This window comes from Streptomyces sp. NBC_00631 (assembly GCF_045206895.1).
GTDB lineage: Bacteria > Actinomycetota > Actinomycetes > Streptomycetales > Streptomycetaceae > Streptomyces.
Window position 1 is genome coordinate 8,087,295 of the sequence record NZ_CP107734.1, and the last position, 15,184, is coordinate 8,102,478.

General features: G+C 70.1%; 12 protein-coding genes and 1 pseudogene. 6 read left to right on the top strand and 7 right to left on the bottom strand.

Going from position 1 to position 15,184, the window contains the following annotated elements:
• Nucleotides 1-88 precede the first annotated feature (88 nt).
• The 4 genes from OHB00_RS37130 to OHB00_RS37145 all read left to right on the top strand — a co-directional run bounded on the left by OHB00_RS37130 (nucleotide 89) and on the right by OHB00_RS37145 (nucleotide 4,813).
• On the top strand, nucleotides 89-2,641 hold the full coding sequence (locus OHB00_RS37130) for an ATP-binding protein (RefSeq protein ID WP_406441463.1): 2,553 nt from the start codon (nucleotides 89-91) through the stop codon (nucleotides 2,639-2,641).
• The gene (locus OHB00_RS37135) at nucleotides 2,635-3,354 is read left to right on the top strand and encodes a response regulator (RefSeq protein WP_406441465.1); all 720 of its coding nucleotides are present in this window, start codon (nucleotides 2,635-2,637) and stop codon (nucleotides 3,352-3,354) included. The genes OHB00_RS37130 and OHB00_RS37135 overlap by 7 nt, the downstream gene beginning before the upstream one ends.
• Nucleotides 3,355-3,643: 289 nt before the next feature.
• The gene (locus tag OHB00_RS37140) at nucleotides 3,644-4,042 is read left to right on the top strand and encodes an OB-fold nucleic acid binding domain-containing protein (protein WP_406441467.1); all 399 of its coding nucleotides are present in this window, start codon (nucleotides 3,644-3,646) and stop codon (nucleotides 4,040-4,042) included.
• Nucleotides 4,043-4,045: 3 nt separating this feature from the next.
• Complete coding sequence (locus OHB00_RS37145) at nucleotides 4,046-4,813, top strand: DUF3159 domain-containing protein (RefSeq protein WP_406441469.1); 768 nt, start codon at nucleotides 4,046-4,048, stop codon at nucleotides 4,811-4,813.
• A 60-nt stretch (nucleotides 4,814-4,873) separates the two neighbouring features.
• Here the strand turns inward: OHB00_RS37145 and OHB00_RS37150 are convergent, their stop codons facing one another.
• A complete protein-coding gene (locus OHB00_RS37150; protein WP_089104281.1) occupies nucleotides 4,874-5,545 on the bottom strand; it encodes a TrkA family potassium uptake protein in 672 nt (223 codons plus the stop codon).
• Nucleotides 5,545-6,216, bottom strand: coding sequence for a TrkA family potassium uptake protein (locus OHB00_RS37155; protein WP_189262390.1), 672 nt, complete (start codon nucleotides 6,214-6,216; stop codon nucleotides 5,545-5,547). Before OHB00_RS37155 ends, OHB00_RS37150 begins: the two co-directional genes overlap by 1 nt.
• Before the next feature lie 363 nt (nucleotides 6,217-6,579).
• Here OHB00_RS37155 and OHB00_RS37160 point away from each other — a divergent pair, with 363 nt between their 5' ends.
• Nucleotides 6,580-8,625, top strand: a complete 2,046-nt coding sequence (locus tag OHB00_RS37160) for an APC family permease (RefSeq protein ID WP_406441470.1) — start codon at nucleotides 6,580-6,582, stop codon at nucleotides 8,623-8,625.
• A gap of 98 nt (nucleotides 8,626-8,723) precedes the next feature.
• Nucleotides 8,724-10,052 (top strand): class I SAM-dependent RNA methyltransferase, encoded by a 1,329-nt coding sequence (locus OHB00_RS37165; protein ID WP_406441472.1) that lies wholly within the window; start codon nucleotides 8,724-8,726, stop codon nucleotides 10,050-10,052.
• A gap of 730 nt (nucleotides 10,053-10,782) precedes the next feature.
• Here OHB00_RS37165 and OHB00_RS37170 read toward each other — a convergent pair.
• The 5 genes and pseudogenes from OHB00_RS37170 to OHB00_RS37190 form a co-directional block, all read right to left on the bottom strand.
• On the bottom strand, nucleotides 10,783-11,475 hold the full coding sequence (locus OHB00_RS37170; RefSeq protein ID WP_406441474.1) for an alpha/beta fold hydrolase: 693 nt from the start codon (nucleotides 11,473-11,475) through the stop codon (nucleotides 10,783-10,785).
• A 48-nt stretch (nucleotides 11,476-11,523) separates the two neighbouring features.
• Nucleotides 11,524-11,643 (bottom strand): annotated as a pseudogene (locus OHB00_RS37175) (MBL fold metallo-hydrolase); the annotation flags it as partial.
• 254 nt (nucleotides 11,644-11,897) lie between these two features.
• On the bottom strand, nucleotides 11,898-12,806 hold the full coding sequence (locus OHB00_RS37180; protein WP_406446158.1) for a helix-turn-helix domain-containing protein: 909 nt from the start codon (nucleotides 12,804-12,806) through the stop codon (nucleotides 11,898-11,900).
• A gap of 370 nt (nucleotides 12,807-13,176) precedes the next feature.
• Entirely contained in the window at nucleotides 13,177-13,833 is a 657-nt protein-coding gene (locus OHB00_RS37185) for a response regulator (RefSeq protein WP_406441476.1), read from the bottom strand.
• A complete protein-coding gene (locus OHB00_RS37190) occupies nucleotides 13,830-15,149 on the bottom strand; it encodes a sensor histidine kinase (RefSeq protein WP_406441478.1) in 1,320 nt (439 codons plus the stop codon). The genes OHB00_RS37185 and OHB00_RS37190 overlap by 4 nt, the downstream gene beginning before the upstream one ends.
• Nucleotides 15,150-15,184: the final 35 nt, after the last annotated feature.

Below are 15,184 nucleotides of genomic sequence, written 5' to 3' on the forward strand. Positions count from 1 at the left end.
GCCGCCGCGGTCCCTGCCCCGTTCGCCTGGATTGTTGGCCGTAAGGTCGACGCTGCGTAGGCGGCAGTTGCAGGAAGACAATAGGACCATGGCACGCGGCAAGCTTCGGATCTATCTCGGTGCGGCACCGGGCGTGGGCAAGACCTACGCCATGCTCTCCGAGGCGCACCGGCGGGTGGAGCGGGGCACCGACTGCGTGGTCGCCTTCGTCGAGCACCACGACCGGCCGCGGACCGAGGTGATGCTGCACGGCCTGGAGCAGAGCCGGCGCAAGGAGCTGGAGTACCGGGGCGCCCTGTTCACGGAGATGGACGTGGACGCCGTACTGCGCCGGGCCCCCGCCGTCGCCCTGGTGGACGAACTCGCCCACACCAACATCCCCGGCTCCCGCAACGCCAAGCGCTGGCAGGACGTCGAGGAACTGCTGGCCGCCGGGATCGACGTGATCTCCACCGTCAACATCCAGCACTTCGAATCGCTCGGCGACGTCGTCGAGTCCATCACGGGGGTGCGCCAGCGCGAGACGGTGCCCGACGAGGTGGTACGGCGCGCGGACCAGATCGAGCTGGTCGACATGTCACCCCAGGCGCTGCGCCGGCGGATGGCGCACGGCAACATCTACCAGTCGGACAAGGTCGACGCGGCCCTGTCCAACTACTTCCGGCCGGGCAACCTCACCGCCCTGCGCGAACTGGCGCTGCTGTGGGTGGCCGACCGGGTCGACGAGTACCTGAAGCAGTACCGCAGCGAGCACCAGGTCTCGGCGATCTGGGGGTCACGGGAGCGGATCGTGGTCGGCCTGACCGGTGGGCCGGAGGGGCGGACGCTGATCCGGCGGGCCGCCCGGCTCGCCGAGAAGGGCGCCGGCGGCGAGGTGCTCGCCGTCTACATCTCCCGCAGCGACGGCCTCACCTCGGCCTCCCCGAAGGAACTCGCCGTCCAGCGCACCCTGGTCGAGGACCTCGGCGGCACCTTCCACCACGTCGTCGGCGAGGACATCCCCGCGGCCCTGCTCGACTTCGCGCGCGGCGTCAACGCCACCCAGATCGTGCTCGGCTCCTCGCGCCGCAAGGCCTGGCAGTACGTCCTCGGACCCGGTGTCGGCGCCACGGTCGCCCGCGAGTCGGGACCCGACCTGGACGTCCACATCGTCACCCACGGCGAGGCCGGCAAGGGCCGCGGGCTGCCGGTGGCCCGGGGCGCCCGGCTCGGGCGGGGCCGGATCATCGCGGGCTGGCTGGTCGGCCTGGCCGGCCCGGTCTTCATGGCGGTGCTGCTGAACACCGTCAACCTGGGCCTCGCCAACGACATGCTGCTGTTCCTGACCTTCACGGTCGCGGCGGCGCTGCTCGGCGGGCTCTTCCCGGCGCTGGCCTCGGCGGCCTTCGGCTCGCTGCTGCTGAACTACTTCTTCACCCCGCCCCTGCACCGGCTGACCGTCGCCGACCCGAAGAACATCGTGGCCATCGTGATCTTCTTCGGGGTCGCGCTGGCCGTCGCCTCGGTCGTGGACCTCGCGGCCCGCCGCACCCACCAGGCGGCCCGGCTGCGCGCCGAGTCGGAGATCCTCTCCTTCCTCGCGGGCAACGTGCTGCGCGGGGAGACGAGCCTGGAGGAGCTCCTGGAACGGGTCCGGGAGACCTTCGGCATGGAGTCCGCCGCCCTCCTGGAGCGGGCGGGCGACGTCGAGCCGTGGACCTGTGCGGGCCGCGCCGGATTCGGGCCCGCCCTGGAGCGCCCCGAGGACGCCGACGTCGACATGCCGATAGGCGACCACATGGCCCTCGCGCTGACCGGCCGGGTGCTGCCCGCCGAGGACCGCCGGGTGCTCGCCGCCTTCGCCGCCCAGGCGGTCGTCGTCCTGGACCGCAGGCGCCTCCAGGAGGAGGCCGAGCAGGCCCGCGCGCTCGCCGAGGGCAACCGGATCCGTACGGCCCTGCTGGCCGCCGTCAGCCACGATCTGCGCACTCCGCTGGCCGGGATCAAGGCGGCGGTGTCGTCGCTGCGCTCGGACGACGTGGACTGGTCCGAGGAGGACCGGGCGGAGCTGCTGGAGGGTATCGAGGAGGGCGCCGACCGGCTGGACCACCTCGTCGGCAACCTGCTCGACATGTCCCGCCTGCAGACCGGCACCGTCACCCCGATCGTCCGCGAGACCGACCTCGACGAGGTGGTCCCGATGGCGCTGGTCGGGGTACCGGACGGCAGCGTGGACCTGGACGTCCCCGAGACCCTGCCGATGGTCGAGGCCGACGCCGGGCTGCTGGAGAGGTCGGTGGCCAACCTGGTCGAGAACGCCGTCAAGTACAGCCCGCCCGACCGGTCCGTGCTGGTCTCCGCCAGCGTCATCGCGGACCGGGTGGAGGTACGGATCGTGGACCGCGGGCCCGGCGTGCCGGACGAGGCCAAGGAACGCATATTCGAGCCCTTCCAGCGCTACGGTGACGCTCCGCGCGGCGCCGGGGTGGGACTGGGGCTCGCGGTCGCCCGGGGCTTCGCGGAGGCGATGGGCGGCACCCTGAACGCCGAGGACACGCCCGGCGGCGGGCTCACCATGGTCCTCAGCCTCCGCGCGGCAGGATCGGTCACCACCGCGGCAGCGGCATCCGTAGCAGAACCGGAAAGGCAGGCCTCATGCTGAGCCCGACTGGGGGTGCCCCCCAGCCCCCCACGCGTGTGCTCGTGGTCGACGACGAGCCGCAGATCGTGCGTGCCCTCGTGATCAACCTCAAGGCACGCAAGTACGAGGTCGACGCGGCTCCCGACGGCCGTACCGCCCTCGAACTGGCCGCCTCCCGCCACCCGGACGTGGTCGTCCTCGACCTCGGCCTGCCGGACATGGACGGCGTCGAGGTGATCAAGGGGCTGCGCGGCTGGACCCGGGTGCCGATCCTGGTCCTCTCCGCCCGCCACTCCTCCGACGAGAAGGTCGAGGCGCTCGACGCGGGCGCCGACGACTACGTCACCAAGCCCTTCGGCATGGACGAGCTGCTGGCCCGGCTGCGGGCCTCGGTGCGGCGCGCCGAGCCGGTCGCCGGGGGCGACGAGGACGACGTCCTGGTGGAGACCGAGGGCTTCACCGTCGACCTGGCCGCGAAGAAGGTCAACCGGGCCGGCCGGGACGTCAGACTCACCCCCACCGAGTGGCACCTGCTGGAGGTGCTGGTCCGCAACACCGGCCGGCTGGTCAGCCAGAAGCAGCTGCTGCAGGAGGTGTGGGGGCCGTCGTACGGGACGGAGACCAACTACCTGCGCGTGTACATGGCACAACTGCGCCGGAAACTGGAGACGGACCCGTCACACCCGAAGCACTTCATCACGGAGCCGGGGATGGGCTACCGGTTCGAGAAGTGAGCCGCGGGTTCGGCCGGGGGTCCGGGGGTTGCCCCCGGGGGGATGGAGCATCACGGAGCCGGGGATGGGCTACCGGTTCGAGAAGTGAGCCGCGGGTTCGGCCGGGGGTCCGGGGGTTGCCCCCGGGGGGGATGGAGCATCACGGAGCCGGGGGACGGGGTACCGGTTCGAGGTGTGAGCCGGTTCGGGAAGTGACTCGGGTCGAGGTATGAGCCGGTTCGGGAAGTGACTCGGGTCGTGGAGTGGGCTGGGCTACGGCGGTGTCGGCGGGCCCCGGTACGCTTCAGATATGAGTGCTGTCCCTCGTTCCGAAAAGCCGGTCGGCCGGTTCCGGCGGATGCTCGACCGGCTCTCCTCGTCGCAGGAGGACCTGGAGTCCGAGGAGCTGCGCGAGGACGCCGACACGACGGGCTGCATCCGGATCGGCGACTGCCAGGACCGGCAGATCGTCACCGTTACTGGTACCTTGCGCACGGTAACCCTGCGGCCGCGTGCCGGAGTCCCGGCCCTGGAGGCCGAGCTGTTCGACGGCTCCGCCGCGCTGGACGTGGTGTGGCTCGGCAGGCGTTCCATCGTGGGCATAGAACCGGGGCGCAGGCTGATCGCATCGGGCCGGATCTCGCTGAGCCGGGGCCGCCGGGTGCTGTTCAATCCCAAGTACGAACTGAGACCCCTCGGTAGGGAGTAGCCGGTGACGTCGCTCGACAAGCCGACCGAAGACACACAGGCGGCGGACGCCCGGCCGGAAGACGCTCGGGCGGTGACCGAGGCCGCGCTCTTCGAGGCGTTCGGCGGTGTCCGCGGCATGGTCGAGACGGTCCTGCCCGGCCTGCTCTTCGTCACGATCTTCACCATCAACAAGGACCTGCACTGGTCGGCGATCGCCGCCCTCGCGGTCTCCGTGGTGCTGGTCGTGGTCCGCCTCGCCATGAAGGACACCGTCAAGCACGCCTTCAGCGGGGTCTTCGGCGTCGCCTTCGGTGTCGTCTTCGCGATGATGACCGGCAACGCCAAGGACTTCTACCTGCCCGGCATGCTCTACACGCTGGGCCTGGCGCTGGCGTACATCATCACGACCCTGTGCGGGGTCCCGCTGATCGGCCTGATCCTCGGCCCGGTCTTCAAGGAGAACCTCTCCTGGCGCACCCGCAACCCCGGCCGCAAGAAGGCGTACGCCAAGGCCAGTTGGGCATGGGGCCTGATCCTGCTCGCCAAGTGCGCGATCCTCTTCCCGCTGTACTGGTGGGCCAACACCGCCCAGCTCGGCTGGGTGCTCGTCGCGTTGAAGATCCCGCCGTTCCTGCTCGCGGTCTGGCTCACCTGGGTCTTCCTGGCGAAGGCGCCGGCGCCGATCGACGTGTTCGCGGAGATGGAGGCGGCCGAGAAGGCCGAGGAGGAGCGCAAGGCGGCACCGGCCGCGGAGAGCGGTGACGCCTCCGGCGGCCGCCACCGCAAGTAGTCCGGTCACGGGAGAAGGGGGCCCTCCGCTGCGGAGGGCCCCCTTCTCCCGTGTGTGTCGTCAGCTGTCTTCCCGCCGTACCGACAGCAGGTCCTCCAGCTGCTCCTCACGGGCCTGGGCGGCCACGAAGAGGAGTTCGTCGCCCGCCTCCAGGGAGTCCTCGCGGGAGGGGGTGAGCACCCGGGTGCCGCGGATGATCGTGACCAGGGAGGTGTCCTCCGGCCACTCCACGTCACCGACCTGGGTGCCGGCCAGGGCCGACTCCTCGGGCAGTGTCAGCTCCACCAGGTTGGCGTCGCCGTGGCTGAAGCGCAGCAGCCGGACCAGGTCGCCGACCGACACCGCCTCCTCCACCAGGGCCGACATCAGGCGCGGCGTCGAGACGGCGACGTCCACGCCCCAGGACTCGTTGAACAGCCACTCGTTCTTGGGGTTGTTCACCCGGGCGACGACGCGCGGAACGCCGTACTCCGTCTTCGCGAGCAGCGAGACGACCAGGTTCACCTTGTCGTCGCCGGTCGCGGCGATCACGACGTTGCAGCGCTGCAGCGCCGCCTCGTCGAGGGAGGTGATCTCGCAGGCGTCGGCCAGCAGCCACTCCGCCTGGGGGACCCGCTCGACCGAGATGGCGGTCGGAGCCTTGTCGATCAGCAGGACCTCGTGGCCGTTCTCCAGCAGCTCGCCCGCGATGGAGCGACCGACGGCACCGGCCCCGGCAATGGCGACCCTCATCAGTGACCGCTCTCCTCTTCCGGGCCCCCGGCGAAGGCGGCCTCGACCTTGTCGACGTCGTCCGTCCGCATCATCACGTGCACCAGGTCGCCCTCCTGCAGGACCGTCTGCGAGGTGGGCAGCATCGCCTCGCCGAGCCGGGTCAGGAACGCGACCCGGACACCGGTCTCCTCCTGGAGCTTGCTGATCTTGTGGCCCACCCACTTCGGGGAGGCGTGCACCTCGGCGAGCTGCACACCGCCGGTGGGGTCGCGCCACAGCGGTTCGGCGCCCGAGGGCAGCAGCCGGCGCAGCATCTGGTCGGCGGTCCAGCGGACCGTGGCCACGGTCGGGATGCCGAGGCGCTGGTAGACCTCGGCACGGCGGGGATCGTAGATCCGGGCCGCGACGTTCTCCACGCCGAACATCTCGCGGGCGACCCGCGCGGAGATGATGTTCGAGTTGTCGCCGCTGGAGACGGCGGCGAAGGCGCCGGCCTCCTCGATGCCCGCCTCGCGCAGGGTGTCCTGGTCGAAGCCGACTCCGGTGACCCGGCGGCCGCCGAAGCCCGGGCCGAGCCTGCGGAAGGCGGTGGGGTCCTGGTCGATCACGGCGACCGTGTGCCCCTGTTGCTCCAGGGTCTGGGCGAGAGCGGAACCCACTCTTCCGCAGCCCATGATGACGATGTGCACGACCGTCCTTCCAGTGTTCAAAAGTTACTGCTCAGCCCCATCAGGGTCTCAGACCGAGCCCCAAGCTACACATGCACCGTCCCGGCCGGGCACCCCTCGGGCGGGCTCATCGGCGAGTGATGCTGCGCACGCTCCAGGCGGTGAGGATTCCGAGGCCGACGAGGGCGAGCGTGGCGCCGATCAGCTCAGCGGTAGCAGGCATATGACCTCCGAAGTGCGATGACGGGCGGGGTCTGCCATCTAGGCACGGATCCGGCGTAGGCTGCGGAATCCGTAGTTCCCTACGTCTCCTTTTTCACCCGTGAGGCAGATCCGGCCCCGCGGCTGGAGACCTGCCAGGTGGAAGGCCTACGATCCTCTCTCGTGTCCAAACTGACCGACGTGCCCAAACGGATCCTGATCGGGCGCGCACTGCGCAGCGACCGGTTGGGCGAAACGCTCCTGCCGAAGCGCATCGCACTCCCCGTCTTCGCTTCCGACCCGCTGTCCTCCGTCGCCTACGCGCCGGGGGAGGTCCTGCTGGTCCTGTCCATCGCGGGCGTGTCGGCGTACCACTTCAGCCCCTGGATCGCCGTCGCGGTCGTCGTGCTGATGTTCACGGTGGTCGCCTCCTACCGGCAGAACGTGCACGCCTACCCGAGCGGCGGCGGTGACTACGAGGTCGCCACCACCAACCTCGGCGCCAAGGCGGGCCTCACCGTGGCCAGCGCCCTGCTCGTCGACTACGTCCTGACCGTCGCCGTCTCCATCGCCTCCGGCATCGAGAACCTCGGCTCCGCGATCCCCTTCGTCGTCGAGCACAAGGTGTTCTGCGCGGTCACCGTGATCGTGCTGCTGACTCTGATGAACCTGCGCGGCGTGAAGGAGTCCGGAAAGCTCTTCGCGATCCCGACGTACGTGTTCGTCGGCGGCGTCTTCGTCATGATCGCGTGGGGAGCGTTCCGGGGGCTGGTCCTCGGGGACACGATGCGCGCCCCGACCGCGGACTACCACATCAAGGCCGAGCACCAGGGCCTGGCGGGCTTCGCCCTGGTCTTCCTGCTCCTGCGCGCGTTCTCCTCCGGCTGTGCCGCGCTCACCGGTGTCGAGGCGATCTCCAACGGCGTCCCGGCCTTCCGCAAGCCGAAGTCGAAGAACGCGGCGACCACGCTGGCCATGATGGGCCTGCTGGCGGTCACGATGTTCTGCGGCATCATCGCGCTCGCCGCCGTCACCAAGGTCCGGATGGCCGAGAACCCGGCCACCGACCTGATCCACAACGGCGTGCCGATCGGCTCCGGCTACGTCCAGAACCCGGTGATCTCCCAGGTCGCCGAGGCCGTCTTCGGCAAGGGCAGCTTCCTGTTCGTACTGCTCGCCGCCGCCACCGCCCTCGTCCTCTTCCTGGCCGCCAACACCGCCTACAACGGCTTCCCGCTGCTCGGCTCGATCCTCGCCCAGGACCGCTACCTGCCGCGCCAGCTGCACACCCGCGGCGACCGGCTCGCCTTCTCCAACGGCATCGTGCTGCTCGCCGGCGCCGCCGCGATGCTGGTGGTCATCTACGGCGCCGACTCGACCCGGCTCATCCAGCTGTACATCGTCGGCGTGTTCGTGTCCTTCACGCTCAGCCAGACCGGCATGGTCCGGCACTGGAACCGCCACCTGGCCGGCGAGCAGGACCCGGCCAAGCGCAGCCACATGATGCGCTCCCGCGCGATCAACGCCTTCGGCGCCTTCTTCACCGGCCTGGTGCTGGTCGTCGTCCTGGTCACGAAGTTCACCCACGGCGCCTGGGTGGCGCTGCTCGGCATGTGCATCTTCTACGCCACGATGACCGCGATCCGAAAGCACTACGACCGGGTCGCCGAGGAGATCGTCGCCCCCGAGGAACCGGACGACGACCTGGTACGCCCCTCCCGGGTGCACTCCGTCGTCCTGATCTCCAAGATCCACCGCCCCACCCTGCGCGCCCTCGCCTACGCCAAGCTGATGCGCTCGGACACCCTGGAGGCGCTCACCGTCAACGTCGACCCGGCCGAGACGAAGGCGCTGCGCGAGGAGTGGGAGCGCCGGGGCATAGACGTGCCGCTGAAGGTCCTCGACTCGCCCTACCGCGAGATCACCCGGCCGATCATCGAGTACGTCAAGAGCCTGCGCGCCCAGTCGCCGCGCGACGCGGTCTCCGTGATCATCCCGGAGTACGTGGTCGGCCGCTGGTACGAGCACATCCTGCACAACCAGAGCGCGCTGCGGCTGAAGGGCCGGCTGCTGTTCACGCCCGGCGTGATGGTGACGTCCGTGCCCTACCAGCTGGCGTCCTCGGAGGCGGCCAAGAACCGGGCCCGCAAGCGCCAGGAGTGGAACGCGCCGGGTGCGGTGCGGCGTGGTCCGGCGGAGCACCGGCCCAAGGAGCACAGCGGGAGCTGAGGGGGAGGGGGAGTGCCGGCGACCCCGTAGACTGGTGGGCTGTCGTCGGCCCTCAGCTCGGGCCGTTTCCCTCCCCCTTGATCTGGAGTCACCCCGCCATGCAGGCAGAACCGAAGAAATCGCTGGTGGGGACGGAGTACGAGGTCGAGGTCGGACCGGTCGCGCACGGCGGGCACTGCATCGCCAGGACCGCCGAGGGCCAGGTGCTGTTCGTCCGGCACGCGCTGCCCGGCGAGCGGGTCGTGGCGAGGGTGACCGAGGGCGAGGAGGGCGCCCGCTTCCTGCGCGCGGACGCGGTGGACATCCTGGACGCGTCCAAGGACCGCGTCGCAGCACCCTGCCCCTACGCCGGTCCCGGCCGCTGCGGTGGCTGCGACTGGCAGCACGCCAAGCCGGGGGTCCAGCGCCGCCTCAAGGGCGAGGTGATCGCCGAACAGCTCCAGCGGCTCGCGGGCCTCACTCCCGAGGAGGCCGGCTGGGACGGCACGGTGATGCCCGCCGAGGGCGACAAGCTGCCGGCGGGCGAGGTACCGCAGTGGCGGACCCGGGTGCAGTACGCCGTCGACGCCGACGGCAACGCGGGACTGCGCCGGCACCGCTCGCACGAGGTGGAGCCGATCGAGCACTGCATGATCGCGGCGCCGGGCGTCAGCGAGCTGGGCATCGAGGAGCGGGACTGGTCGGGCATGGCGTCGGTGGAGGCGATCGCCGCGACGGGCTCCCAGGACCGCATGGTCATCCTGGAACCGCGCCCGGGCGCCCGCCTCCCCCTGGTCGAACTCGACAGGCCCGTGTCGGTCATGCGCGTGGACGAGCACGACGGCGGCATCCACCGCGTCCACGGCCGCGCGTTCGTCCGCGAGCGCGCCGACGGCCGCACCCACCGGGTCGGCAGCGGCGGCTTCTGGCAGGTCCACCCGAAGGCGGCCGACACCCTGGTCACCGCGGTGATGCAGGGTCTGCTCCCGCGCAAGGGCGAGATGGCGCTGGACCTCTACTGTGGGGTGGGCCTCTTCGCCGGAGCCCTCGCCGACCGCCTCGGCGAGAAGGGCGCGGTCCTCGGCATCGAGTCCGGCAAGCGCGCGGTGGAGGACGCCCGGCACAACCTCGCCGACTTCCCGCGGGTCCGCATCGAGCAGGGCAAGGTCGAGACGGTCCTGCCGCGCACCGGCATCACGGAGGTCGACCTCATCGTCCTCGACCCGCCCCGCGCGGGCGCCGGCCGTAAGACGGTGGAGCACCTGGCATCGCTGGACGCCCGCAGAATCGCGTACGTGGCCTGCGACCCGGCGGCCCTGGCCCGCGACCTGGCGTACTTCCGCGACGGCGGATACCGGGTACGGACCCTGCGGGCGTTCGACCTGTTTCCGATGACGCATCATGTGGAATGCGTGGCGATTCTTGAACCGGTCGGGAAGGGTGCCTGACCTGCGGCTTTGCCGATGCGCATTATGTGCGGTGTGGGCGGTACGGGCGATATCTTGACGCTGAAATGACGCTCTCCGAGGCATCTTGACGCTCATTTGACGCTCGTTCTGATGGGGTGTCAGGTGATGTGTAGGGCCTTGGTCCATCGAGCGACGTGCCGAACTGACACGCGATCACCCCCATCCTTCACGTCGAACAGGTGTTCTGTGAAGGGGGTGTTGGGATCGAAAGCCGATGCCTGATGACTGGCCGTCGGTAGAAGCCGTCGGCCGTGGAGCATCGGTTCATCGCTGAACGTCATCACCGTCGTCTACGACCAGTCAGGTCGGGGCGACCACCTCACCCAGGTGTCCGGCGGCACCGTGGCGCCAGGCCCACGGCCGGATAGGATCATCCCGCCCGGCCGTGGGTTTCGTGGCACCCAGGACGGCATCCCCGCAGGTCAGAAGCTATAGCGCCATCCAAGCGCCGTCGCTTTCCCAAGCTGAGAGCGCGAGTTCGCTGCTCTCACGCCTGGGGGCTCCGCTGAAGGCGCCGGGACAAGCTCCCGGTGCCTGGATGTGACCGGGGATTCCACCGGCGACGGTGCCGACCTGGGTCTCTGCTCGGACGTCAGCTTGGAGGCGGGAGAGCCAGGTGCCGCCGACCTTCTGCTCGGACACGGTCTGTCATGCTCCTGGTGCTCGTGCCCGGTCTGCGGGCTTGGCGTTCGGCGGCGCTCGGAGGTCTTCACCGTTCGACGCGTGCGACCGCTCCCGCGAGAAGGTCTGCCACCTCGTCGGCGTGCGAGAGGTGCGGGGAGTGTCCCGAGGGGATACGCAGGCTGTGGGCGGCATGCGCGGCCCACTGCTCCTGCACGGCCGGCGGGAGGGCGGGGTCCTCGGTGGCCACGAGGTACGTCAAAGGCAAGTCCGTCGGCGCGGCACCCAGCTTCTCGGTGAAGGCGCGCACGCCCTGCCAGTTGAGCCGCTTGACGGCCTCGGCGGTCAGGACCGGGTCGACCCCGCTGAAGATGGACTGCTCCGCGTCCCCCACCTTGACGGCGAGACCGTCGGATGAGCGGATCCAGGTGGGCGGAAAGTCACCGCCCATCCACTCCATCATCGAGATCCCGGGCTCCAGCGCGAAGGCGGCGAGGTAGACGAGTTCGGCGACCCGGTCCTCCGTTGCGGCGGCCCAGGTGGCGGGCACGCCGCCGTAGGAGTGCGCGGCGAGAACCACGGGCCCCTCGACGGCCTCGATCTCGGCACGGACCACGGCCACGTCCGCGGTCAGCCCCTGGGCAGCGGCACTGTCGGGGTTGCTGCTGGGCAGCTGCACGGCACGGGAGGCGATACCGCGGGCTACAAGCCGCTCACGCAGCGGGTTGAAGATCCACGGCGTGTGCATCGCGCCATGAACCAGTACGACGGTCGGGTTCATCTGATGTGTCCTCAGGTGCGAGTGGGGCGTTCAGTCGGTCATGGCATCGCGGACAAGGGCGGTGTCCACCAGCAGGGCGTCCGTCTCACCGGTGACGAGGGTGGTTGTCTTGTTCTTGCTGCCGGCGGGGAAGTCGAGGTCGAGGACCGCGAAGTCGAGGGCGCTCATGAGAGGACTCCGGTGGGAGGTAGCAGGTGGTTTCCGGAGAGCGCCGTGAGCCGCCGTCCGCAACCTCGGGCAAGGCGTGCACCGAAAACACGATCGAACAGCCTTGCCGCGCCGCGACAGAACCAAAGCGGTGGCCGACTTCCGGGCAGGATTTGTCCAGGGCGCCTTTCCAGAACGATCTCCAGCTTTTCCCTCGACCTCATGGCCTGCAAGGTGGAACGAGGACACGGCGTGGTGAAACGACGACGGACGCGTCAACCACGAGTCTCAGCGCTCCGCGGTTTCCGGAAGGCACCGGGCGTCGTGCCGGTGTGGCGAACGAAGAACTTGCCGAAATTGGTGGACTCCGGGAAGCCGAGGCGCCGGGCGATGGCCGCGATCGGCTCGTCCGTGTGCACCAGCAGCCGCTGGGCCTCCAGAGCGACGCGGGCGTCGATCACGTGCTTGACGGGCTGCCCGGTGGCGGCCGTGCAGGCGCGGGTGAGGGTCCTGACGGTGTAGCCGAGACGCTCGGCGTAGTCGGCGGCGCGGCGGGTGGTGGCGTAGGAGCGTTCCAGCTCGGTGCGGAAGCGGGCGTACACCTCCCCGCCCGCGTGCGGGTCGCCGTGCTCACCGTCACGGGGAAGCCGGTCGATGTACAGCAGCACGGCGGCGAGGAGGTGCCTGAGGATCTCCGGTGACGCCGACTCGTCGGGACGGTCGTACTCCGCGCGCAACTGGCCGATCAGCGTGGTCAGGGCGGCGTAGTCGGCGCTCGCCCCGAGCTGTCGGCAGGCCGGTCCGTACCAGGTGCTGATCACTCGGTCGGCGCAATTCAGGTGAGGCGGGAAGGAAGGGGTGAACAGCACGTGCACGCCGTTGGTCGTGCCCGGTCGGACGTAGCGCTGGACCTGGCCCGGCCGTACCCAGAGCAGGGTGCCTGGCCGGCACGGATAGGTCACGAAGTCGATCATGTGTTCCCCGCTGCCCTCCGTGATCAGCGAAAGGGTGTGGAAATCGACCCGGTGAACCCCGTGAGGGTCCCTGCGGGCGCGCCGCTGGTGCAGGGTGGCCAGGTCGATGATCTCGAAGCCGGGCACTGGCTGCCGCGGCGGGTTGAAGCCGAGACGCGGGATCGGGTCGGCTTGCGAGCGGTCCACGGCGTTCAGCTCTTCGACCTGCATCACGATCTCCACGCGTCATCGTCCTACCGCGGCGGATTCGCACCCTATCCAGCCGTCCGAGACCCGCATGACGCCGCACGCCGGGTTCCAGCGTCCTTGCACTCAGCCTGAACAGGATGTGCGAGTCGGCGATGCGACTGAGCAGTGTGCATCGTGAAAACTGCAGGTCGGATGGTCTGGTGTGCGTGGGCGTCGGGATGCTCGGCCAGGTCCGGGGCGGTAGTCCAGCGACAAGATCGTCGGTCATCGGGCAACTTCCTTGTTCGTGAGGACCAGCAGAGCCCGCACCAGCGCGGTCGCCCACTTCGGAACCGTGCCTTGCTCAGGATGAGTGAGAGAAATCTGCAAGGCCCATCGATCGTGGTGCCGGTCATGCGGGCCTGACCAGCCCGGTGTCGTAGGCGAAGATCACGGCCTGGACGCGGTCACGGGCGTCGATCTTGGCGAGGATGTGGCTGACGTGGGTCTTGACGGTGGATTCGGCGAGGTTGAGCCGTTCGCCGATCTCGGCGTTGCTCCAGCCGGAGGCGATGGCGGTGAGAACTTCGCGCTCGCGCTCGGTGAGCGCGGAGAGCATCCGCTCCTGCTCGGGGCTGCGGCCGGGCAGGCGGTCGGAGAAGGCGTCGATGAGCTTGCGGGTCAGGCCGGGTGCGATGACCGCGTCCCCGGCGGCCACCGCGCGGATGCCGGCGACCAGTTCGTCGGGCAGCGCGTCCTTGAGCAGGAAGCCGCTGGCTCCGGCGCGCAGGGCGGCATATGCGTGCTCGTCGAGGTCGAAGGTGGTCAGGACCAGGACATGGGAGCGGCCGCCGGCCTGGACGATGCGGCGGGTGGCCTCGATGCCGTCCATGCCGGGCATGCGGATGTCCATGAGTACGACGTCGGGGCGGAGTTCGGCGGCCTTGCGGACCGCTTCGGCGCCGTGGCTGGCTTCGCCCACCACGCTCAGGTCGGATTGCTGTTCCAGGAGCATGCTGAAGCCGAGACGCTGCAGCGCCTGGTCGTCGACGATGAGAACGGTGGTCATGCCGGTTGGCTCTCCGTGTGAGCGGGGGGATGGGACGGGGGAGGGAGCAGACGGGCGCGGACGGTCCAGCCGCCCCGGGAGTTGCGTCCCGCGGTGACCTGTCCGCCGTAGAGGGCGGCCCGTTCGCGCATGCCGACCAGGCCGTGACCGCCGCCCTCTCGGTCGGTCGCCCGCGGTGCTGCGGCCGGTCCACTGTCCTCGACGCTGATGTGCACGGCGCCTGAGACGACGGCGATGACGACGCTCACTGTGGTGTCGGAGGCGGCGTACTTGAGGGTGTTGGTCAGGGCTTCCTGGACGATGCGGTAGACGGCGAGTTCGAGTCCCTGACCGAGGCCGGTCAGGTCGCCCTCGGTGTGCAGGGTGGCGGTGGGACCGGCGTCCCGGACCCTCGCCAGCAGGGCGTCGAGGTCGGCCAGGCCCGGCTGCGGCGCGAGCGGGGTGGCCTCTGGCTTCTCGTCGCCCGCGCGGACGACGTTGAGCAGACGGCGCAGTTCGGCCAGGGCGCTGCGCCCGCTGTCGGCGATGATGTGCAGCGTGTCGGCGCCGCGTTTGGGTGAGGTCTCGGCGAGGCCGGCGGCGCCGTCGGCGAGGCCGACGATCACCGACAGGGTGTGGCCGAGGATGTCGTGCATCTCGCGGGCGACCCGGGCGCGCTCGTCGGCCACCGCGAGGCGGGCCCGCTGATCACGCTCTATCTCCAGGCGGACGGCCCGGTCCTCCAGAGCGGCGATGTAAGCGCGTGCGACCCGGCCGGCCAGCCCCAGTCCGACCGCCGCCACGGTGCTTACGACCAGTACGGTCACCATGGCCGGGACCTGGGTGAAATACGACGTTGGCCCGTACGACGAGAAGACCAGGCCGGTCACGACCGCCTCGGGAAGGCTGACCGCGAGGGTGACGGCCAGTTGGACCGGGGTCCCGAGACGGGCCACGTTGTACAGGGCCACCAGACGGCTGACGTTGGAGCCCGCCATGACACCGGTGGCGATGTCCGCCACGGACACGGCCGCGATGACGGCGAAGACCGGCATGGGACGGCGCTCGCGCCACAGCAGTGGGACGGTCAGCCCGATCACCAGCGCCGCCACCGTGGGGACGCCGGGCCCGGAACCGTCGACGGCCTTCGCCAGGGCGGGGAGCCCGAACATGGCCTGGAGGACGGGCAGCCCCCAGTGCCTGACCCGAGGGTGGGCCTGGTCGGCCCGGTTCACCCGGACGAACCAGGACAACAGCCGGACGATCATGCGGTGCTCGGAGTCGCCCAGCAGGGTTTCGGGGTCGCCGACCCGTTCCACTGTCGGCGGTGAGGTCACTGCGTACACCTCCGTGGTGCAGGAGGACCGCCCAC